We start from the raw sequence: 20,744 nt of genomic DNA, 5'->3' as shown, positions 1-20,744 counted from the left end.
TAATGCATCAAAAAACCCAGACATCAGAGTCTGGGTCGATTTGATCAATAATAGGTTTGTACGTACTTGGCAATTCCTTCAGCCACACCTTCCGCCATCTGCTGACGAGACGTGTTACTTCGAAGATAAGTCAAGTCTGTCGGTGATGAGATAAACCCTAATTCGACGAGTGCGGATGGCATCGTATTATATGTGATGACATAATAATTCGCCGTTTTCACTCCTCGATTCGACATTCCACTCATCTTACCAGTTAGGTTACTTTGGATATTCGAAGCAAGCACACGACTACGGGCACTATGTGCAGACTGCGAAGAGTAATAAGTTTCTAAACCTTTAGCAGCTGAAGAACCTGCCGCATTGACGTGGACGCTAACAAATAAATCGCCCCGTAGCGATTTAGCAGCAGCTACTCGCTCATCAAGCGTCAAATATACATCTGTCGAACGTGTGAGTCGCACCGTATAGTTATATTTTGAACGAAGATACGCTTCGACACGTTTTGTCACATCAAGAACGATTGTTTTCTCATACAAGGAACCGTTTGTCGCTCCAGGATCTTTCCCACCATGCCCAGGATCAAGAACGATGACCGTTCCAGTCGAAGTGCTTGGTTTCGATGTCATGACGAATGCAGAAGAAATATAGGCATCTTGTCCATTGAACTTAATTTTATGGAAGCCATTTACAGTACCATAATGTAATACAGAAGATGCGTGTTTCAGTTGACCGACTACGTTCGAATCAAGACTCGCTTTCGAACGAACGTTTAATACATCTCCAGGCGTGTTGATGTATACCGTACCTTTTGGTGCAACTTCCGGTTCTGCCGGCGCTTTTCCTTTCGTCAACCACGAACTCGCTGTGTAGTAGACTTTCGAACCGATCTGAACAGTCGACCAACTCGAATTGTACGCTTTGTACGAAACAGCCGTGTATTTTGGAAGAACCATGAGGACTTCCGAACTCTGATGCGTTTTACCAAATAAATTGACGGTACGGTTCGCGTAACCTTGTGTCAATCCATCGTTCGGCTCCGTTGTCGTCGGAGGCTCTGTCGGCGTTTTTGACGTAGAGATCCAAGCCGTCGGTGTGTAATACGTTTCACTTCCGAGATAGACAATGGACCAGCTCGAGTTGTATTTGCTTGAGACGACTGCTGTATTCACAGGGAGTACTTTCTTCACCGCTGAACGCTGATTCCGCTCCGCGAAGAGTTTCAACTCCCGGTTTGCATACCCGTCTTTTTTCTCTACACCGGTATCAACCGAACCCGTTGTGATTCCAATAGTCGGTGTAAAGTATGTCTCGTTCCCGATGTAGACAATCGACCAACTCGAGTTATATTTACTTGAGAGGATCGCCGTGTTTTTCGGAAGAACTTTCTGTACTTTCGAACGTTGGTTTCGTTCCGCGAACAACTTCAAATCACGATTTGCGTAGCCGTTCACTTTTTCTACAGTCGACTCCGTAACTTTTGGTGCGATATAGGCTTTTGCGGCATAGTACGTCTTCCCGTTCAAGTAGACTTTCGCCCAAGAAGAATTATGAACGGCATACTTCACTTCCGTTCCTTTCTTCAACGTGGTCACAATCGTCGCCGATCGATGGGACGTGACGCGGACATTTAAGTTCGCCGTCGTCACACCAGTAGACGTTGCCGATTGTGTCGTCAACGAACTTGAAGTGGATGAAAGTTTACGAATGTACTGGGCCGAAGCATAATATGTACGATTGTTTACATACACTTTATGCCAGGACTGATTATACGTTCCATATTCTACTTTCGTGCCTCGTGGTAAAGTTTTCACTACCGTTCCACTTAGACTAGGTTTTTTACGAATGTTCAAATTGACAGTCGTTTCTCCATCGTAAGTAGCAGCTTCAGCAGACGGAAGTTGCATTCCAAACAAGAGGACCGTTAAGATGAGGGCAACTTTCAATAGTTTCATTTTCATCCAAAATATTCCTTTCTCAATGCGGCATTTCCTACTAACAACAATTACATATTAGCATAATGCTTTTTTAAAAAAAGTAAATATTTGAAAAAAAGATGAATGTTTTTGATAAAAAGGTAAATGTTTTTATTTGTCTGGTCGGATGACTAAAAAGGTTTCCGGACCATACTGTTCAAACGTCGTGATAAACCCTTCCTGAACAGGTAGCGTTGCAGGCAAAATCAACCCGTCCCGTTTCTGTTGAATCACAAAACCATCCAACCCTTCAATCCCTGCAATTCGATAGAACCTCTCAATATGTTGTTCTCGCTCTATATATCGGTCGAATCGTTCGAAAGATTTAACTGGGATTCCACCCCAATAGCGACCTGATTGATGCGTTTGATACGCACGAACCGAAGACTCCGTAATCGGGTCCGGTGTATGGTCAAACCGTCCAAAATCACGCGCTGACTTTTCTTCAATCAGTGCAAATAATGAATCGAACAGATTGAGATGATGGATTGCGCCTAGCGACAGGACGGCACGTTGCAATTGCTCGATATGATGCTGTAACGACTGTCCTTGACGATTCCGTTTTAACTTCTTGTCGCCTTCATAAGCATTCAAAATCCGCGCCACTTCCCCTGCTTCTTCAACGATTTGAAAGTATAGCCTCTCTTTCGTTTCGCCTACCTCTGCCTCTGGTTGTTGTAATGCAATCGCATACTGGTTTGCGAGACATGTGGAGATCACTAAGACATCAAGCAACTCTTCTTTTAACTCATCTTGCGCATCTTTTCTTAACGCGCCTCCTACTTCTCCTACTTCTTCTAACAATCTCGCTAGTCCGGATAAAGGTCTCCAGTAGCCTCCTAAATGAAGAATCATCGTATCAATTTTTTGTTGAACTTCTCTCATGTTCATTCACCTGTCTTTCTGCTTTATTTACCGCCTACATGATATACTATGCTCAACCTAGATGTCCGGAAAGGATGGGTTTTACATGTCAACGGCAAGACTTTGGCAATTGCTCCGCTTTGTACTCGTTGTGATTGGATTATGTTTGGTTACCTGGTTACTGAACATACTATTCGAATATACGTATCCGTTCGTGTTTGCCCTTCTTTTATCCTTGATCACCGTGCCGCTCGTCAACTTTTTCGAGCGAAAAACGAATATGCCACGCTCCCTCGGTACAATCATTTCTTTAGTCGTTGTGCTCAGTATCGTATTAGGTATCATCACGATTGTCATCATTCAATTAATCCATTATGCGACAGTCGCAGCTGAACGATTGCCTGATCAAATTGAGACGTTCACAGCATTTATCCAACGTGTATTCAATGAAAAAATCGCTCCTCTCATCAATGACGCATACGAGAGCTATCAACAATTGAACCCTGGGCAAACAACGTCATTAGATGGGGGTATTACCGAACTGGGGGCACAGCTTGCTGCTGCAATCGGTGTTCTGTCCCGAGGTGTAGCGAGTATTCTCCAAAGTATGTTAGGCGCACTCCCGCTCGTCCTTTTACTAGTCGTTGTCATCGTTCTCGCCTGGTTCTTCATCACGAAAGATTGGCCCGCATACGTCCAATCCTTAAATCGCTTGAATAAACGGAAAGGCTTCAAGGAATTTGAGGACGTGATGATCAACTTAAAGTCCGCTTTATTCGGATATGTCCGGGCACAGTTTACGCTCATCTCCATCACATTCGGAATCGTACTCGTCGGTATGTTCATTCTCCGTGTCGAAAATCCGCTGTCGATTGCTTTGCTGGCCGGTTTCTTTGATTTATTGCCTTATTTAGGGGTGGGGACGTTACTCATCCCATGGGCCGCCTATGCCGCAGTATCTGGCGATTGGTTTGTCGCAATCGGTTTGATTGTGCTGTATGTCATTGTCATCGTCCAACGGAACCTTGCCGAACCAAAAATCGTCGGGTCGCATATCGGATTGAACCCGTTAGCCGCGCTCATCTCGATCTTTGTGGGACTGAAGCTATTTGGAGTGTTCGGTTTCATCGTAGGTCCTGTACTCGCCGTACTACTGAAGGCTTTATACAATGCAAAGGTCTTTCATTATATGTGGCGCTTCATTGTCGGACCGACAGCCACGACAGCAAAAGAGCGATGAAATCAACATTTCATCGCTCTTTTTTCATTTGAGGTACGGCTACATGCGGTTCTGTCGTTTCCTTTGGATGGATTGAAAGTCCACTCGTCCCGGCCTCATACGCTGCGACGGCTAAAATACAGGCATCGATGATGTCGTCCACTTGCACGTTGGACATCTTCCATTTCCAAGGGGAACTCTTTGAGTACTTTCGAAGTAACGCGATGCGCTCATCCTGACCCTCAGTCGTTTTTTTTCGATGTTTCGCTTCTTGACCCATCATGACGGAAAAACAAACTTCCGGATGTGATTCGTAAACGTCGGATGCTTTCACCTGCTGAAACTCACGGATACGAGGAACGAGATTCCACGCTTGTTTACTGATCCCTTTGCCAACCAACGCCTGACTTCTTTCGTTCGCTTCCTCATATGTCGCTTCATGCAACACCTCTTGAATCGGTGGAGTGAAGACGGACGACTTTCGTTGACTGAGTTGACTTCGCATCCACGCATCACACACTCGACTCGGATGGTCGACTGTCCCTAAATCTTTCGGCATATCCACAAAATGCATGGCATCCTCAATCAGCAATTCCTCTAATGACTCCGAAATCGTCAAGCAGAGAGAGATACTATCATAAGTGATTCGTACCCAGCCTCCACGTGCGCCATCAATTCCTACTCCTACCATGTCGTACCTCCTGTAACATCATCAACACGCCAAATACGGCGAGAAACACTGTACTCCCTAACCAAATCCGGTTCGGCCAAACCGTGTAGCAAAAGCCACACAGAATCGCCAAACCGATTAATATACCTGCTCTTATCGCTCCCACGATTCAATCATCCGTGCGAGTGTCCGAACCATGACACCAGTCGGCCCCTTCGGACCGAGGTCATTCGCTGCCGCACGTTCGCTCGTTCCTGCGATATCGAGGTGAAGCCAAGGTGTATCGCCGACAAATTCGCCGACGAACGCGCCGCCGAAAATCATATGCCCGAAACGACCTGGTGAGTTGTTCAAGTCGGCAACTTCCGATTTTCTCACTTTGTCGATAAAGACATCAAAGTATGGCATCTGCCACACAAGCTCATTCGTTTCGCGACTCGCCGTTTCAAGCGAACGATAGAGCGTATCATCGTTCGTCAGACATCCTGTCACGTCTGTACCGAGTGCGACGAGAACGCCACCTGTGAGCGTAGCTACATCGATGATGGCTGTTGGCTCATACGTTTTCGCAAATGTGACCGCATCCGCTAGGACGAGGCGTCCTTCCGCGTCCGTATTTAACACTTCAATCGTTTTTCCGTTCATGGCTGTGATGACATCATCCGGTTTGAACGCATCCCCAGAAATCATGTTGTCCGTCGCTCCAATGACTCCGATCACGTTCCGTTTTGGTCGCGTCAGTCCGAGCGTTTCAAACAATCCGAGGACGGTAGCAGCACCACCCATATCCCCTTTCATTCCGACGATACCATCTTTCGGTTTGATTGAATAACCGCCCGTGTCGAACGTGACACCCTTTCCGACAACGGCAATCGGAGCTTCTTCCTCTGCTCCACGATACTCGAGTACGATCAATTTGGGTGGAATCGTCGAGCCTTGGTTGACGGCGAGCAATGCGCCCATACCGAGTCCTTCCATCTCCTCTTTTTCAAGGATGCGGTATTTGAAATCATGACGTTTTGCTAACTCGACTGCATAATCCGCAAGCGTCTCCGCTGTCAAAATATTGGCCGGCATCATCGTCAACGTACGGGCGACATTGACCCCTTTCCCGTAGGCGACCCCCGCATCGATATCCGTCTGGTCCACGTCACCGAGCAATGTGATCGTTGGTTCTTCGACCGCCTCTCTTGGAGCAGACTTATATGTAGGATGTTCATACGTCGCCATTTCATACGCCTCTGTAAACATGCGTGCCGCACCATCCGTAAACGTATGAAGCGCCACAGCAACGTCCTTCAATCCACGGGCTTTCATTTGTTTCGCGACTTTCCCGAACCAGTTCCGGACGTTCTCGGTCGTGATGTCATTCCGTTGTCCGAGGCCGACAAATAAGATACGAGTCGTCTCACCTGCGAATGTCGGGAGCACCGTCACTTCTCCTGTTTTCGTGGAGATGTCTCCTGATTGAATAAGCGTTTTGACGCGTCCATTAAACAACGCGTCGAGTCCTTCATCGATCGCATCAGCCGCTCCGATCCCGACGACGATTGTCTCGTAAGAATCAGACCAATTTAATTGCGCAATTTGATACATATTGCCACTTCCCTTCTATATATATGGTAAGCATAACGAACTTCTCCAAAATAATGAAATAGTATGCGTAAGAGTCAAGAAATCTTCGAATTCATGGGCTATCTCCTCGTTGTGACGTTGTTTTATTTTATGATAGGATAAGAAAGTACGCAATCGGGCTTCTCTTCATCGTGAAGTGAGGCCAATTTGACTGGTCGAGGCTTCCCCTAGTCGTAGACCGTTGCTACTTTAACTTTCTCCGTTCTCGTTAGTTCTTTTTTCTTTTCGGGTATGAAGTAACGAGGCAGGAAAGTACACTATTTCTTTGAAAAGAGGGACTACGCTTATGTCACACATTAAAGGTATTGGTGCATCTGCAGGGATTGCAGTTGCAAAAGCATTCGTCATGGAGACACCTTCATTCGATATCCCATCACACAAGATTGAAGATGTCGCTGCAGAAAAGGCACGCTTCCAAGATGCAATCGCTCAATCTAAAACAGAGCTCGAAGAAATCCGCGAGCACACGCTTCGTGAACTCGGACCAGACAAAGCCGAGATTTTCTCAGCTCACCTTTTAATCGTTGAGGACCCAGAAATCGTATCGCAAGTGAACGATAAAATTGAAAGCGAAAACATGAACGCCGCGAAGGCGCTTGACGAAGTTGCCCAAACGATGATCATGATTTTCGAATCGATGGACAATGAGTACATGCGTGAACGTGCAGCTGACGTTCGTGACGTCACAAAACGTGTCATGGCACACATTCTCGGAGTGACATTCGTGACACCGGCATCAATCTCAGAAGAAGTCATTATCATCGCCGAAGACTTGACACCTTCTGATACGGCACAACTTAACCGTAAATACGTCAAAGGGTTCGCGACGAACATCGGTGGACGTACGTCTCACTCTGCCATCATGTCACGCTCACTCGAAATTCCAGCCGTCGTTGGAACGAAAGTGGCCCTTGAAGAAATCAAAAACGGCGACCTCGTCATCATCGACGGGACAGAAGGTGACGTTTTCGTCAATCCTTCAGAAGATCTCGTCAAAGAATACGAAGGGAAACGTGCTGATTTCGAGGTGTACAAAGAAGAGTTGAAGCAACTCGTCAATGAAGAATCGATCACAGCGGACGGTCACAAAGTGAAGCTTGCAGCGAACATCGGGACACCGAACGACTTAGAAGGCGTCTTGAAAAACGGTTCGGATGCAATCGGTCTTTATCGTACGGAATTCTTGTACATGGACTCTGAAACGTTCCCGACAGAAGAAGAACAATACACAGCCTATAAAACGGTTCTCGAAGGAATGGAGGGCAAGCAAGTCGTCATCCGTACACTCGACATCGGTGGCGATAAAGAATTGTCATACCTCGACCTTCCGAAAGAGATGAACCCGTTCCTCGGCTATCGTGCGATTCGCCTTTGCCTTGAGGAAACAGACTTGTTCCGCACGCAACTTCGTGCCCTTCTCCGTGCATCTGCTCACGGAAACCTCGCGATCATGTTCCCAATGATTGCGACACTCGAAGAGTTCCGCGCTGCGAAAGCCCTTCTCCTCGAAGAAGAAGCGAAGTTGAAAGAAGAAGGAATCGAACTCGGTCAATATGAAACAGGAATGATGGTTGAAATTCCATCAACGGCTGTCATGGCGAAACAATTCGCAAAAGAAGTCGACTTCTTCTCAGTCGGTACAAACGACTTGATTCAATACACGATGGCGGCTGACCGGATGAACGAAAAAGTTTCTTACTTGTACCAACCGTTCAACCCTGCCATCTTGAACCTGCTCCATAACGTCATCACAGAAGCACACAAAGCTGGCAAATGGGTCGGCATGTGTGGAGAGATGGCTGGAGAGGAACTCGCGATTCCAATCCTTCTCGGCCTTGGACTCGATGAATTCTCGATGTCCGCTTCAAGCGTCCTTCGTGCACGCAGCCTCGTGAAGCGCTTGACGAAGACGGAAACAGAAGCAATCGTCAACGAAGTCCTCAACATGGACACAGCAGAAGATGTCGTGAACTTCCTTAGCGAAAAGTTCGACATCAAAAAATAACGTCAAAAATCCTTCTCTCACTCGAGAGAAGGATTTTTTGCGTACTTAATTAGAAATCAAAATTGTCCGGGTCCGGTCCGACACGTTTATGCTCGTCGAGCGCATCGATTCGTTCCATTTGATCTTTGGTCAACTCAAAATCAAGCACATTGAAATTTTCTGCGATTCGATGTGGTTTGATCGATTTTGGAATGATGACCCACCCCGTCTGAAGATGCCACCGTAACATCACTTGAGCGACGGAACGATTGACTTCTTTCGAGACCTCTACTAAAGTCTGCTCTTCGAACAGCCCACCTTGCATGAGTGGTGCCCATGCGACCGGCACGATACCGTGCTCAGTCATATACGACGCTAACTCGGTTTGGCGAAGCAACGGATGACGCTCGACTTGGTTCACGGCTGGGACGAGGTCACTGCTTTCAGCCAATGTCTCCAGGTGATGGATTTGGAAGTTACTCACTCCGACCGCCCCGACACGTCCGTCTCGATATAATTGTTCAAGAGCACGCCAAGAGTCGACAATTTTGTCTTCTACCGGCCAATGAATCAAATACAAATCCAATTGATCTAATCCAAGACGGACGAGCGACGCCTCATAAGCGGCGATAGCAGCGTCGTACCCTTGATCGGCGTTCCAAAGTTTTGATGTAATGAACAAATCATCCCGGGAAATATTCGCGATTTCCATCCCTTTTCGAATTCCGACGCCGACACCCTCTTCATTCTCATAGACGGCTGCCGTATCGATATGACGGTATCCTTGACTAATTGCTTCGACGACCGCATCAATGACTGTATCCCCATCCTCTACTGTGAACTACTCACCACTTATTTGCTTCGCAAATTGAAGGGGGAGCTTCTTGGGAAGACCGTGCTCTTACCAGCCACGATTATTTACCAAGCTCGTCGGGTGGTTCCCACCCTGAAGGAACTCGTTTTAGTTTGCCAACATCAACAGATTGATGCTCGCGTTGATGTCACGGTCATGGTACGCACCACAATGAGTACACGTCCATTCACGGACATCCATCGTCTTCTTCTCGTCTTTGACGCCACAAGAAGAACAGATCTGCGTCGATGCGTACCAGGGGTCTGCCTTGATGAGCGCCCGTCCGTAGAAGGTACATTTGTATTCCAACTGTCGGACGAACTCGCACCAGCTGACATCCCCGATGGACTTCGCTACCTTGTGATTCTTCATCATGTCCTTCGATGTCAATGTCTCCACGACGATGACTTGGTTCTCGTCAACGATCCGTCTCGACAGTTTGTGGAGGAAGTCCTTGCGTTGGTTGGCGATCTTTTCGTGTTTCTTGGCCAGAAGTAATTTGGCTTTTTCACGATTCTTGCTCCCGATCTTCTTTCGCGACAGCGCCCGTTGCGCCTTCTTGACCTTCGCTTCGGATTTTCGGAGGAAGCGAGGGTTGTCGATCTTCTCCGAGACCATCGCGTCGTTCGTCATGACGGCGAAATGTTTTAGGCCGAGATCAATCCCGACCTTGTTCTCGGCTGGAATCCATGGTGCATCGTCCTGTTCGACGAGGATGGAGATGAAGAACTTGCCTGTCTTGGTCATCGAGACCGTCGCCGACCGGATGACGCCCTCGAACGGACGATGTTGGGTGAACCGCACGAACCCGATTTTAGGAAGTCTCACCTTGCCGTTCTCGATGCGGATCGTGCCGTGCTGGTTGTTCGTCGTGTAGGAGGCGCGCGACCGTCGTCTCGATTTGAAGGCCGGGAAGCCGCCCGTCCCGGCGAAGAACTTCGCGAACGCGGTGTCGAGGTTCAGTTTCCCGTTCCTCGCCGAGGCTGTCCGCCTCGGCGAGGAACGGGAACAGGGGCTTGTAGGAGGCGGGTGTCGCCGGTTTCCGTCTCGTTCCGCTTCCCGCCTTCGCCTCCTCGCGGATGGCGATGCGGTCCTCGAGCAGCTTGTTGTAGATGAACCGGGCGCAGCCGATCGTCCGGACCAGGAACTCGGCCTGTGCAGGCGTCGGGTGGAGCCTGTATGTATAGCCTTTCAGCATGTCCGTTCCTCCTCCCTCCAGAAGATCGTGATGTGTCCTCCTCGTCCGATACCCGTGGAGGGGAAGGACGAATCTGACGGAATCACGAACTTTTGTTCGTTATATCTGTCACAGGGGGAAAAGACGTTTGGACCGGGCGATTCATCTCCCACCTACGCCGGGCTTCGCTCCGAGACGCTTAGAGGAGGGAGAATTCTCGCCTACTTTTGTTAAAGACACCTAGACCAATGGTAGGAATAGCTTTCTGACCGTGATTCAATTGTATAGATTGTTTCATTTGTACCCCTTCTTTCGTGAGAATTCTTCTTCACTATAATGGGGATTCTCTTTTTCTGGAATAAGGCACATTGAAGTAACTACACAAAAAAACCGCTCCTTTGTCAGGAGCGGCAAAAAACGATGTTTATTCTGGTCCTCTGTCATCGGCTCTAAAATCGAGCGCTTCTCCTGCCACAACCGTCTCACCGAACGGTACGACGACGACTTTTCCGTCTCCGTTGGTCCAGATAATCGGTGTGATCAGTGACGGCACTTTATCTCGAATCGCACTGAGGTCAACTTCGAGAAGGACGTCTCCCGCTTCGACCCGGGCGCCTTCTTCGACTTTTGCCGTAAATCCTTCCCCTTTTAGATTGACCGTATCGAGACCGACGTGAATCAATAGTTCTCGTCCATCGTCAGCTAGAATACCGATTGCATGTTTCGTCGGGAAGAATGTCGTGATTTGACCCGTCACCGGCGAAACGACCTGACCGGAGCTCGGTTCAATGGCAAATCCTTCACCCATCATGCGACCGGAGAAGACTTGGTCCGGCACTTCATCGAGCGAGAGCAACACACCTGACATCGGGGCCAAGAAGCGATGATCGGCTTGTTCAGCCGCTTCCGGTGTAATCACCGCTTTTTCAACTTTTTCTTTCGGTTTATACTCGCCACCTTCAATGATGGTCGCGATTTGCGATTTGAGCGTATCGGATTTTGGTCCGAAAATGGCTTGAATGTTATCGCCTACTTCCAAGACTCCGGCGGCACCGAGATCTTTTAGAAGATCTTTGTCGACTTGTTTCACATCGTTTACCGTGACACGAAGACGCGTAATACATGCATCCAAGTGTTTGATGTTTTCAGGTCCACCGAGTCCGACAAGTACCTCATAAGGTAAGTCGTCTCCGATACCGGCTCGATCCGCTTTCGCCCCTGCTTGAACATCTCGACCCGGAATTTTCAGGTCGAACTTCGTAATAGCAAAACGGAACCCGAAGTAATAGATGACCGCAAAGACGAGACCGACCGGGATGACGAGCCACCATGCCGTTCGGTTCGGTAAGACTCCGAATAACAGATAGTCAATGAGACCACCAGAGAACGTCATCCCGATCTTGACGTTGAGTAAATGCATCGTCATGAAGGAGAGACCGGCAAAGACGGCGTGAATCCCGAAGAGAAGTGGTGCGACGAAGACGAATGAAAATTCAACTGGTTCTGTGATTCCTGTCAAGAACGACGTAAGGGCTGCCGAGAAGTAGAGACCTTCGACGTCTTTCCGACGTTCTTTCGGAACCGTGTGGAACATGGCGAGACAGGCAGCCGGTAGTCCGAACATCATGAATGGGAATTTCCCGGTCATATATGTCCCGGCTGTGAATTCGACACCGTCACGAAGTTGTGCGAAGAAGATCCGCTGATCCCCTTGCACGAGATCTCCCGCTTTGTTCGTATACTCCCCGAATTGGAACCAAAACGGAGAATACCAAATATGGTGAAGACCGAACGGAATCAAGGAACGTTCTACCAATCCAAAGATAAATGCTGATAACGCAACGTTTGCCTCAATGACCGTACTTGAGAATGTATTGATGGCATTCCCAATCGGTGGCCATATATACGCGAGTGCAATCCCGAGAATCAAACTGAACGCGGCCGTCGCAATCGGGACGAACCGTTTTCCTGCAAAGAACCCTAAGAAATCTGGCAACTTGATGTTGAAATACTTGTTGTACGCATACGCTGCAACAAGACCGGCGATAATCCCCCCGAATACCCCCATTTGGAGTGTCGGGATACCGAGAACGTTTGCATACTGCGGGTCACCTTGAGCGATTTCCGCGGTAATCCCATTCCACGTGCTGATGACTTTGTTCATGATCAAATAACCGACAATGGCTGCAAGACCTGCAACCCCATCCCCGTTCGCTAGGCCGATGGCGACCCCGACAGCGAACAGCAAACCTAAGTTTGCGAAGACGATGTCCCCGGCATCCGTCATGACTTGCCAAATCAGGACAAGTGAGTCATTTGCCAGAAACGGGAGTAAATCAACGAGGTCCGGGTTTTGAAATGCGGTACCAAACGCCAAGAGAAGACCGGCTGCCGGTAAGATCGCAACCGGAAGCATGAGTGCTTTCCCGACCCGTTGTAAAACACCAAACACTTTCTTCCACATCATGGTTCCCTCCTTTGTCAGAATACTTACTTTTTCCCTCTAACCTTTGGATGAAACCGTTTCATATAAAAAGAAAAGACCAATCCCGAAGGATTGGTCTAGGTCATCAATTAGTTTGCTTTTTTCTCGTTACCTGAAGCGATGACCGCTTGAATTTCTGATTTCAATGCGTCCGAACGTGGTCCGAAGATGGCTTGAATGTTGTTACCCACTTCAAGGACACCAGATGCGCCAAGACGTTTCAACTCATCTTTGTTGACTTGGTTCTTATCTTTTACTTCGACACGAAGACGTGTGATACATGCATCGAGGTGCTTGATGTTTTGTGAGCCACCAAGACCGACGAGGATATCTTGTGCAAGTTCTGAACCAGTAGCTGTTGATTGTTCAACAACCTCATCTTCACGACCTGGTGTTTTGAGGTTGAATTTGCGGATAACGAAACGGAATCCGAAGTAGTAAACAACCGCGAACACAAGACCGACTGGAATGACGAGCCACCAAGCCGTACGACCTGGAAGAACACCGAAGAGCAAGAAGTCGATCAAACCACCAGAGAACGTCATCCCGATCTTAACGTTCAAGAGGTGCATCGTCATGAACGAAAGACCTGCGAATACTGCGTGTACTGCGAAGAGAAGTGGTGCGACGAACAAGAATGAGAACTCGATTGGTTCTGTGATACCAGTCAAGAACGATGTAAGGGCAGCAGAAGCCAAGAGACCACCGACAACCGCTTTACGCTCAGGACGTGCTTCATGGTACATTGCGAGTGCTGCTGCAGGAAGACCAAACATCATGAACGGGAATTTACCAGTCATGAACGTACCTGCTGTCAATTCAGCGCCATCACGAATTTGTGCGAAGAAGATCGCTTGGTCACCACGAACGACGTTACCCGCTGCATCTGTGTATGAACCGAATTCAAACCAGAATGGTGAGTAGAAGATGTGGTGAAGACCGAACGGAATCAATGAACGTTCGATTAAACCGAAGACAAATGCTGCCAACGTACGGTTTTCATTCAACATGAAGTTAGAGAATGAGTTCAATCCGTGTTGAACTGGTGGCCAGATCAAAAGCATGACGAAACCAGCAACGACGGCTGCTACTGCTGTTACGATTGGAACGAAACGTTTACCAGCGAAGAATCCAAGGAATTGTGGCAATTCGATATTGAAGTACTTGTTATAGGCCCATGCGGCGATGAGACCCATAATGATCCCTCCGAATACCCCTGTTTGGAGTGTTGGGATACCAAGTACGTTCGCATAAGCTGGGTCACCTTGAGCCAACACATCAGGTGTGAGTTCGAGCCAAACACCCATAACTTTGTTCATGATCAAGAATCCGACGATTGCGGCAAGTCCGGCAACCCCGTCACCAGCTAAACCGATGGCGACACCGACTGCGAACAAGAGCGCCAAGTTCGAGAAGATGATTCCACCTGCTTGCTCCATCAATTGAGCGAATTTCACAACGCCTTCGTTTGTTAACCAACCAGCGCGTGATGTAAGTTGTGGGTTTTGCATTGCGTTACCGAATGCAAGAAGAAGACCGGCTGCCGGCAAGATTGCAACTGGAAGCATAAGTGCTTTACCGACTTTTTGAAGAACACCAAAAATCTGCTTAAACATCAACATTTCCTCCTTTTTTTAAGTACGTATAAACAATATGATAGCGATGTAGATGTCAGACAACCGACGTATCTAAACGTTTTCATAAATCACGTTTATAAAAACAGAAAAGGCATGAATAAGGATAGAACGTAGACCTCTCCCATAGAGAAATCACATAACGTTCCACTCCTTACTCATGCCTGATCGAATCAGTAACACGTAAGACACGTGGTATCATTTATCTACTTGTTAGGCGCTGGAGATGCATCGTCAAATATGTCGCTTCACCTCGTGGGACCGGACGCTTTAATTCGCGTTCCATGATGCCCATCAGCTCCCAAGCAGTACTATAGCATAGCGGATATTCGTCGCGCAATACCTTTTCAATTTTTTGTGGTGCCTCGACCGTCTCACCCGTCGCAACCCGCTCAACGGCGTACCTTAAGTGCCGAAGTAAGCGCTTATAATCGAGTGAAGTTCGGTCCATTTTTACGTTCAAACGACTTTCAATCGTTTGGACAATCTGTCCGATGATTTGGTTATGGCGATTGACCTCGAGGACATTTTTAAACGTTGTCGCCGAGTGAATATGAAGAGCGATAAACCCTGTCTCCGCATCCGGAAGGAGAACGTTCAATCGTTCATGGAACATATCGACGATTCGCTCCGCAAGCGCAAACTCGTTTGGATAGAGTGATTCCGTCTCGAGTAAAAACGGATTCGTCACTTCCATCCCTTGCTCGATTCGTTTCATCGTGAAGAACAAGTGGTCGGTCAAGCCGATATGGATGTGCTCATCCACTTTCTTGCCCGTACTCGTCTCAATGAAGCCGACAATCTCTTGCATGAACGCAATGAAGTCCTCGTCGACATGTTTGACGAGTTCCTGATATTGAGATTGCTCTTCTTTATCTGTCAGTTGATACACTTTCTCCGGGACGCTGGCCGGGTCGACGAGGTCGCCTGGTTTTTTGCCAAAGCCAATCCCCTTCCCGAGTAGAATGACTTCCGGATCCGTATCATGTTGACAAATGACAACGCTATTATTCAACACTTTTTTGATCGTATACATCGGTAATGTCATTCGCATCGCATCCCTTACTAAAAATCGTTTCGCTATCTAGTATATCGGTTCATGCCCTAAAAAAGTAGGGACAAAACAAAAAAGGCGAACATTTCTGTCGCCAATTAAAACATTGAATAACCGCTCTTTCGTAAGAAACGAATCGTCACACCAGCCAGAATTGCACCGAGCAATCCGAAGCCGAGCATGAATAGATCGAGAACCTGCAATCCGACGAGCCCTTTATAGACACTCGTAAGTGCGGTTGATGTCTCGGTCACGTAACTCGAAAGTTTGACATTATCAATCATCATGATGACAAAAATTGGATAAATGAACACGAGTGTCCATGTCTTTTTAAGTAACATATTCAAAATGAAACCGATGCTGAAGAAAATCGTCATATATAAAACGGCCCCAATGACTGCTTGGATAATATGCATGTGTTGACCCCCTTGTCCGCTCTCCATTATACAAAATTTCAACCAATCAGGTCAAAGAACTTCGCACGACAATTTGTAAAGAAAAACAGCCCGTTCTGAATCAGAACGAGCCGTACATGAATGAAAATTAGAACTTCCCTTTTTTGAGGACAAGGCCATATTTTTTCAATTCGATGAAGTGTTTGTTATCGATTACTTTCTTCATGAATGACGCGTTGCGACCGAAGATTTTTTTGCCCATCACGATTCCGATTCCATCGTTGTGTCCGAGTGAAGCGACTGTTCCCTTGCTTTCGTAAGTGAACTTCGAAGTCGATTTACCGTTGATGAGTGCCGCAATGTTTTTCGCTACGTTGTGTGCTTGTTGTGTTGCGATTTGTGCCGTCGGTGGGTACGGACGGTTTGATGCTGGGTCCATCACTGCTGAGCAATCACCGATGATGAAGACGTTATCGTGACCTGGCGCACGGTTGTCCGCTTCGACCATAACACGGTTACGAACGGCTTCGAATCCTGATTTTTCAACGATCGGGCTACCACTCACTCCACCTGTCCAGATGATCGTGTTGGCATGAATCGTTTCTGTCGTGTCACCTTGAAGTGGACCAAATGTTACGACACCTGGCTCAACACCTTTGATGCCGTTACCGAGTTTCATCTCGACACCGTTACGCTCCAACCATTTCTGTGCGTATGTTGTGAGTTCTGGATCGAATCCTGGAAGGACTGTTGGGGCTGCTTCAATGTTGACGATGCGAACCGCTTCGCGTGGAACGTCATATTGTTTGCAAAGCTCAGGGATTCGGTTGACGATTTCACCGAGGAATTCGATTCCTGTAAATCCAGCACCACCGACAACGATCGTCACATACGAGTTGTCTGAAGAACCGTTTGTTTTATATTGAGCGAATGAATATTCGATGTGTTCTTTAATTTTACGAACACTGTTCAACGAACTGATTGTCATGGCATGTTCTTTCAATCCCGGGATACCGAACGTCTCAGGTACACCGCCGAGACCGATGACGACATAGTCGTATTCAACGACAGATCCATCTTCAAGCATCACTTGATTTGCAGCAGTATCGACGCGATCGACGATCCCTTTGACAAGTTTCACACGTGATGGGTTCACAATGTCGTTAATGTAAATGCGTGCTTGGTCCGGGTTCATCGTTCCAGCAGCTGGTTCGTGAAGCCAAGTTGTTTGGTAATGATAATCGTGTTTGTTGATGAGCGTGATGTTCGCATCACCTGCAGCGAGTGTCTTTTGAAGGTTGACAGCTGTGATGAGTCCACCAAAGCCCGCGCCAAGAATAACAATGTTAGGTCGTTTCATGTTCATTTCCACCTTGTTTAAAGTTTTGTTTTTTTTGAACAACCATGTTGTGTGTTTCTTCACATAGATGTTCACAATAAAGCCTCTTCTTGTTCAACGTCTGTTCACAATTGCTTCTGTTCCATTGTACGCTCTTTAAATTGAATTCTCAATGGAAAAGCTTATCTTCTTGAATTTTTTTTGAAAGTGTTGCATGTTTGTACTGAATGGATTTAATTCAACAAACTTACTATAATAGATGTATACGCTTTGAGGAGGAATTCGATGAAGACGACGAAAGATGTAATCATCATCGGTGGCGGCCCGGTCGGACTGTTCACCGCATTTTATGCAGGCATGCGCCAACTCGATACGACGTTGATTGAAAGCTTACCGCAACTCGGTGGCCAATTGTCGACGCTCTATCCTGAAAAATATATTTATGATATTGCTGGCTTCCCGAAAGTGAAGGCACAGGACTTGATCGATCAGTTAAAAGCACAAGCAGATCAATTCGAACAAGATTACCGTCTCGGTGAAACGGTTGAAACGGTGGAACGTCTCGAGGACGGCACGTTCGTATTGACGACAAACAAGGAAGAGTACCACACAAAAGCAGTCATCATCACTGCCGGAAACGGTGCCTTCTCGGCTCGTCCTCTCGGGCTCGATGGTTGCGAAGATTACGCCAACCTTCATTACTTCGTCGACAATATGGAGAAATTCCGTGATCGCCGTGTCATGATTGCCGGTGGTGGCGATTCAGCCGTCGACTGGGCACTCATGCTTGAAGGCATCGCGAAAGAAGTACACATCGTTCACCGTCGTGACCGCTTCCGTGCTCATGAACATACGGTAGAACAGATGAAGGCATCGACGATTAACGTCCTCACGCCTTACAACATCGAATCACTGTCTGGTGAGACACACATCGAATCTGTCGAATTGACGGATAAAGATGGCGAGTCAAAAATCGTTGAAATCGATGATTTGATTTGTAACTACGGATTCGTGTCATCGCTCGGTCCAATCAAGAACTGGGGAATGGAATTCGAGAAAAACACAATCCGCGTTGACTCCCGTATGGAAACGACAGTCGCTGGTATCTTCGCTTGCGGTGATATCGCCACATACGAAGGGAAAGTAAAATTGATTGCGACCGGTTTCGGTGAAGCCCCAATCGCCATCAACCAAGTGAAGCAACTTGTGGACCCGACTGCACGTCATCCGCAACACTCGACATCTGTATTTGCCGGGAAATAAACATCGACCCCCTGTCGCTCCCATGCACAGGGGGTCAGTTTTGTCTTACAAGGGAGGTTAACATGAATATTGTCACAACACATACAATTACCAATAAAATGCGCGATGAACTATACTCAATCCATCAAGAGGTTTTTGGAGACATAGGTCACTTTCATGAAAAGTTAATACATAAATCAAATTTAATTTTTACTTTAGCGATTATTGACAACGAGATTCATGGCTACAAGATTGGCTTTCCTCTCAATGAAGACTGTTTTTACAGCTGGATGGGAGCCGTCAAACCTGCTTCTCGTAATCTTGGTATCGCCTCACGGTTGATGGAGACACAGCACGAATGGGCTAAAAACCAAAACTATAAATCGATTGAAACAAAGACGATGAATCGTTGGCGACAAATGTTACTCTTAAATATTCGTCATGGTTTCGATGTCAAAGCAGTCAATATAGATAAAAATGGTCGCGAAAAAATCCTTTTGCGAAAACAGCTCAATGTTTAACAAAAAGGTTATTTTTTGAGCGTCTGAATGATGACCCGGTCAATCCAGTCATCGAGTTGCGTGAACACGAAGCCCGCCTTTTTCGCTTCAGCGATCGACATGTAATAGTCGACGTCCGAATCATATGGTGACGACTCCCCATCTTTTATGATATGGACCGGTTTTCCGACATGTTGTCCGATTCGCTCCATTAAAGCACCCATGGAGATGAGACCGTCACTCGCTGCGTTGAAAGGACCAGTCACGTTCGCACGTCCCACCCATTCTAAAAATGATGCTGCTTCCGCACTCGAGATGAAGCCCATCTTCGCTTCTGGATGATGCAACACAATCGGTTCCTCGTTGCGAATCGCATCCACATAAAATTTGAGTCGATCTGTATAGTCATCTGGTCCGAGTACAATCGGTAAGCGAACGGTCGCGACTGGGAACGAGGCGCGATGGAAGAAGAATGACTCCGCCTCCCGTTTCCCTTGCCCGTAGTCATGTTCGGCTTCGAGATGATATTCGTAATGGAGCGGATTAAAGTCGCTCTCTTTTAAGTCGGGCCCTGGTGCATAAACCGACATCGTCGACGTCAGCACATATTTCCCGACTTTGTCCATGAACGCATCCGAGGCGATTTTTGCCTGATACGGCGTAAAACAAATATTGTCATAGACGAGATCGTACCGTTCCCGTGCCAAGTCTTTCATCGTCGCGACCGATTGCCGGTCTCCTTTGACCGACCGAATCCCTTCGGCTTCCGGTACTTGTAGTTGTCCCCTCGTCACAATCGTCACATCATCCCCCGCCTCAGCGAGTCGCAAGGCAAGTCGTTTCCCAAAATAACGCGATCCTCCAAAAATCAATACTTTCCTCATCACCCTAACCCCCTTCAATACGATTCTCTTTCCTACATTCCCTTTACCCGACGTTCCGTAACTGGTCGAATCGCACAAAAAAAGACTATGGTTCCCCATAGTCCGAAAGGGTTAGCATTCTCCTGGTGTACCTGCGTTCGTTGCTGTGCGGAAACTCGAGCCACAACCACATGTGGCGATGGCATTCGGGTTTTTAATCGTGAAGCCCCCACCGAGCATAGACTGCTTGTAGTCAATCTCAAGCCCATCGACGACCCCATGGTCTGCTTCTGCAACGATGACACGGACGCCATGATGGTCGAATTGAACGTCTTTGTCCGTCTTCTCTTCGTCAAAGCCCATTCCGTATGAAAGCCCTGTACATCCGCCACCTTGAACTTTCACTCGCAAATATTGCGCATCCGGACGTTCGGTCTGTTTCATCATCTCTTGCACTTGAAGTGCGGCTGACTCTGTTAAATGAATCATCTGAACTCCTCCTCATTTTATCTTCAATTCAAGTCAATTGACTTGTCATCTTGTAGATTATCTTGTATAACTAAACTGTAACAAAAAAAATTAAATCGTTCCATCTTCGGGGCAGGGTGAAATTCCCGACCGGCGGTATTGAAGAATTTATTCTTCTCAGCCCGTGAGCGAGCAAGGCGTTGCTTGCTGATTTCGTGAGATTCGAAAGCCGACAGTACAGTCTGGATGGGAGAAGATGGCGGCATCCGACCGATATCCGGATGTTTTCTTTGACGTGGACTGATCCACCTCGGAAAACATCTATTTCGTATGTGCGTAAACTCTCCCGATTGTATTCATTGCAATCGGGTTTTTATATGCGACGGGTG

15 protein-coding genes, 2 pseudogenes and 1 riboswitch are annotated in these 20,744 nt (G+C 47.4%); of the genes and pseudogenes, 4 read left to right on the top strand and 13 right to left on the bottom strand.

Annotation, left to right across the window (positions count from 1 at the left end):
- Positions 1-44: 44 nt before the first annotated feature.
- Together KNO94_RS05475 and KNO94_RS05470 are read right to left on the bottom strand one after the other, a co-directional pair.
- On the bottom strand, positions 45-1,958 hold the full coding sequence (locus KNO94_RS05475; RefSeq protein ID WP_214778087.1) for an N-acetylmuramoyl-L-alanine amidase: 1,914 nt from the start codon (positions 1,956-1,958) through the stop codon (positions 45-47).
- Positions 1,959-2,084: 126 nt separating this feature from the next.
- Positions 2,085-2,858 (bottom strand): MazG nucleotide pyrophosphohydrolase domain-containing protein, encoded by a 774-nt coding sequence (locus KNO94_RS05470; RefSeq protein WP_251125830.1) that lies wholly within the window; start codon positions 2,856-2,858, stop codon positions 2,085-2,087.
- An 85-nt stretch (positions 2,859-2,943) separates the two neighbouring features.
- Between KNO94_RS05470 and ytvI the strand changes: the two genes are divergently transcribed.
- A complete protein-coding gene (ytvI, locus tag KNO94_RS05465; RefSeq protein ID WP_214778083.1) occupies positions 2,944-4,077 on the top strand; it encodes a sporulation integral membrane protein YtvI in 1,134 nt (377 codons plus the stop codon).
- A 10-nt stretch (positions 4,078-4,087) separates the two neighbouring features.
- Here the strand turns inward: ytvI and KNO94_RS05460 are convergent, their stop codons facing one another.
- Positions 4,088-4,747, bottom strand: a complete 660-nt coding sequence (locus tag KNO94_RS05460; RefSeq protein ID WP_214778082.1) for a DUF429 domain-containing protein — start codon at positions 4,745-4,747, stop codon at positions 4,088-4,090.
- Between the two features lie 132 nt (positions 4,748-4,879).
- Positions 4,880-6,322, bottom strand: coding sequence for a leucyl aminopeptidase (locus KNO94_RS05455; RefSeq protein WP_214778080.1), 1,443 nt, complete (start codon positions 6,320-6,322; stop codon positions 4,880-4,882).
- Positions 6,323-6,647: 325 nt separating this feature from the next.
- Here KNO94_RS05455 and ptsP point away from each other — a divergent pair, with 325 nt between their 5' ends.
- A complete protein-coding gene (gene ptsP, locus KNO94_RS05450; RefSeq protein WP_214778078.1) occupies positions 6,648-8,366 on the top strand; it encodes a phosphoenolpyruvate--protein phosphotransferase in 1,719 nt (572 codons plus the stop codon).
- Between the two features lie 49 nt (positions 8,367-8,415).
- Here the strand turns inward: ptsP and KNO94_RS05445 are convergent, their stop codons facing one another.
- The 7 genes and pseudogenes from KNO94_RS05445 to KNO94_RS05415 form a co-directional block, all read right to left on the bottom strand.
- Positions 8,416-9,159 (bottom strand): aldo/keto reductase, encoded by a 744-nt coding sequence (locus tag KNO94_RS05445; RefSeq protein ID WP_353047830.1) that lies wholly within the window; start codon positions 9,157-9,159, stop codon positions 8,416-8,418.
- Positions 9,160-9,306: 147 nt separating this feature from the next.
- Positions 9,307-10,396: pseudogene (gene tnpB, locus KNO94_RS05440) on the bottom strand (IS200/IS605 family element RNA-guided endonuclease TnpB).
- A gap of 403 nt (positions 10,397-10,799) precedes the next feature.
- The gene (gene ptsG, locus KNO94_RS05435) at positions 10,800-12,839 is read right to left on the bottom strand and encodes a glucose-specific PTS transporter subunit IIBC (protein ID WP_214778075.1); all 2,040 of its coding nucleotides are present in this window, start codon (positions 12,837-12,839) and stop codon (positions 10,800-10,802) included.
- 137 nt (positions 12,840-12,976) lie between these two features.
- Positions 12,977-14,476 (bottom strand): annotated as a pseudogene (gene ptsG, locus KNO94_RS05430) (glucose-specific PTS transporter subunit IIBC); the annotation flags it as partial.
- A 220-nt stretch (positions 14,477-14,696) separates the two neighbouring features.
- Complete coding sequence (gene glcT / locus KNO94_RS05425; RefSeq protein ID WP_251125829.1) at positions 14,697-15,548, bottom strand: glucose PTS transporter transcription antiterminator GlcT; 852 nt, start codon at positions 15,546-15,548, stop codon at positions 14,697-14,699.
- Positions 15,549-15,646: 98 nt separating this feature from the next.
- Positions 15,647-15,964 carry a YuiB family protein gene (locus KNO94_RS05420; protein ID WP_214778073.1) on the bottom strand — a complete coding sequence of 106 codons (318 nt, stop codon included), beginning with the start codon at positions 15,962-15,964 and terminating at the stop codon, positions 15,647-15,649.
- Positions 15,965-16,091: 127 nt separating this feature from the next.
- The gene (locus KNO94_RS05415) at positions 16,092-17,303 is read right to left on the bottom strand and encodes an NAD(P)/FAD-dependent oxidoreductase (protein WP_214778072.1); all 1,212 of its coding nucleotides are present in this window, start codon (positions 17,301-17,303) and stop codon (positions 16,092-16,094) included.
- Positions 17,304-17,567: 264 nt separating this feature from the next.
- Between KNO94_RS05415 and KNO94_RS05410 the strand changes: the two genes are divergently transcribed.
- Entirely contained in the window at positions 17,568-18,545 is a 978-nt protein-coding gene (locus KNO94_RS05410; RefSeq protein ID WP_074033516.1) for an NAD(P)/FAD-dependent oxidoreductase, read from the top strand.
- 62 nt (positions 18,546-18,607) lie between these two features.
- The gene (locus KNO94_RS05405) at positions 18,608-19,045 is read left to right on the top strand and encodes a GNAT family N-acetyltransferase (protein WP_074033517.1); all 438 of its coding nucleotides are present in this window, start codon (positions 18,608-18,610) and stop codon (positions 19,043-19,045) included.
- An 8-nt stretch (positions 19,046-19,053) separates the two neighbouring features.
- On the opposite strand, the gene KNO94_RS05400 is transcribed toward KNO94_RS05405, so the two are convergent.
- Positions 19,054-19,908, bottom strand: a complete 855-nt coding sequence (locus KNO94_RS05400; RefSeq protein WP_214778071.1) for a Rossmann-fold NAD(P)-binding domain-containing protein — start codon at positions 19,906-19,908, stop codon at positions 19,054-19,056.
- A gap of 111 nt (positions 19,909-20,019) precedes the next feature.
- Positions 20,020-20,376 carry a HesB/IscA family protein gene (locus tag KNO94_RS05395; RefSeq protein ID WP_012726824.1) on the bottom strand — a complete coding sequence of 119 codons (357 nt, stop codon included), beginning with the start codon at positions 20,374-20,376 and terminating at the stop codon, positions 20,020-20,022.
- Between the two features lie 98 nt (positions 20,377-20,474).
- A riboswitch (FMN riboswitch) is annotated at positions 20,475-20,617 on the top strand.
- Positions 20,618-20,744 lie beyond the last annotated feature (127 nt).

The sequence above is a fragment of the Exiguobacterium sp. s22 genome, from assembly GCF_018617455.1.
Lineage (GTDB): Bacteria > Bacillota > Bacilli > Exiguobacteriales > Exiguobacteriaceae > Exiguobacterium.
The sequence above is the reverse complement of the archived record's forward strand: the minus strand, read 5'-3'. Positions and strand labels throughout refer to the sequence as shown.

Bases quoted from the DNA above. Each gene is read 5' to 3' on its own strand.
- KNO94_RS05460 (WP_214778082.1), bottom strand. From the start codon at position 4,747: ATGGTAGGAGTAGGAATTGATGGCGCACGTGGAGGCTGGGTACGAATC.
- KNO94_RS05405 (WP_074033517.1), top strand. From the start codon at position 18,608: ATGAATATTGTCACAACACATACAATTACCAATAAAATGCGCGATGAA.
- KNO94_RS05400 (WP_214778071.1), bottom strand. From the start codon at position 19,908: ATGAGGAAAGTATTGATTTTTGGAGGATCGCGTTATTTTGGGAAACGA.
- KNO94_RS05420 (WP_214778073.1), bottom strand. From the start codon at position 15,964: ATGCATATTATCCAAGCAGTCATTGGGGCCGTTTTATATATGACGATT.
- KNO94_RS05470 (WP_251125830.1), bottom strand. From the start codon at position 2,858: ATGAGAGAAGTTCAACAAAAAATTGATACGATGATTCTTCATTTAGGA.
- KNO94_RS05475 (WP_214778087.1), bottom strand. From the start codon at position 1,958: ATGAAAATGAAACTATTGAAAGTTGCCCTCATCTTAACGGTCCTCTTG.
- ptsG (WP_214778075.1), bottom strand. From the start codon at position 12,839: ATGTGGAAGAAAGTGTTTGGTGTTTTACAACGGGTCGGGAAAGCACTC.
- ptsP (WP_214778078.1), top strand. From the start codon at position 6,648: ATGTCACACATTAAAGGTATTGGTGCATCTGCAGGGATTGCAGTTGCA.
- KNO94_RS05410 (WP_074033516.1), top strand. From the start codon at position 17,568: ATGAAGACGACGAAAGATGTAATCATCATCGGTGGCGGCCCGGTCGGA.
- KNO94_RS05395 (WP_012726824.1), bottom strand. From the start codon at position 20,376: ATGATTCATTTAACAGAGTCAGCCGCACTTCAAGTGCAAGAGATGATG.
- ytvI (WP_214778083.1), top strand. From the start codon at position 2,944: ATGTCAACGGCAAGACTTTGGCAATTGCTCCGCTTTGTACTCGTTGTG.
- KNO94_RS05455 (WP_214778080.1), bottom strand. From the start codon at position 6,322: ATGTATCAAATTGCGCAATTAAATTGGTCTGATTCTTACGAGACAATC.
- KNO94_RS05415 (WP_214778072.1), bottom strand. From the start codon at position 17,303: ATGAAACGACCTAACATTGTTATTCTTGGCGCGGGCTTTGGTGGACTC.
- glcT (WP_251125829.1), bottom strand. From the start codon at position 15,548: ATGCGAATGACATTACCGATGTATACGATCAAAAAAGTGTTGAATAAT.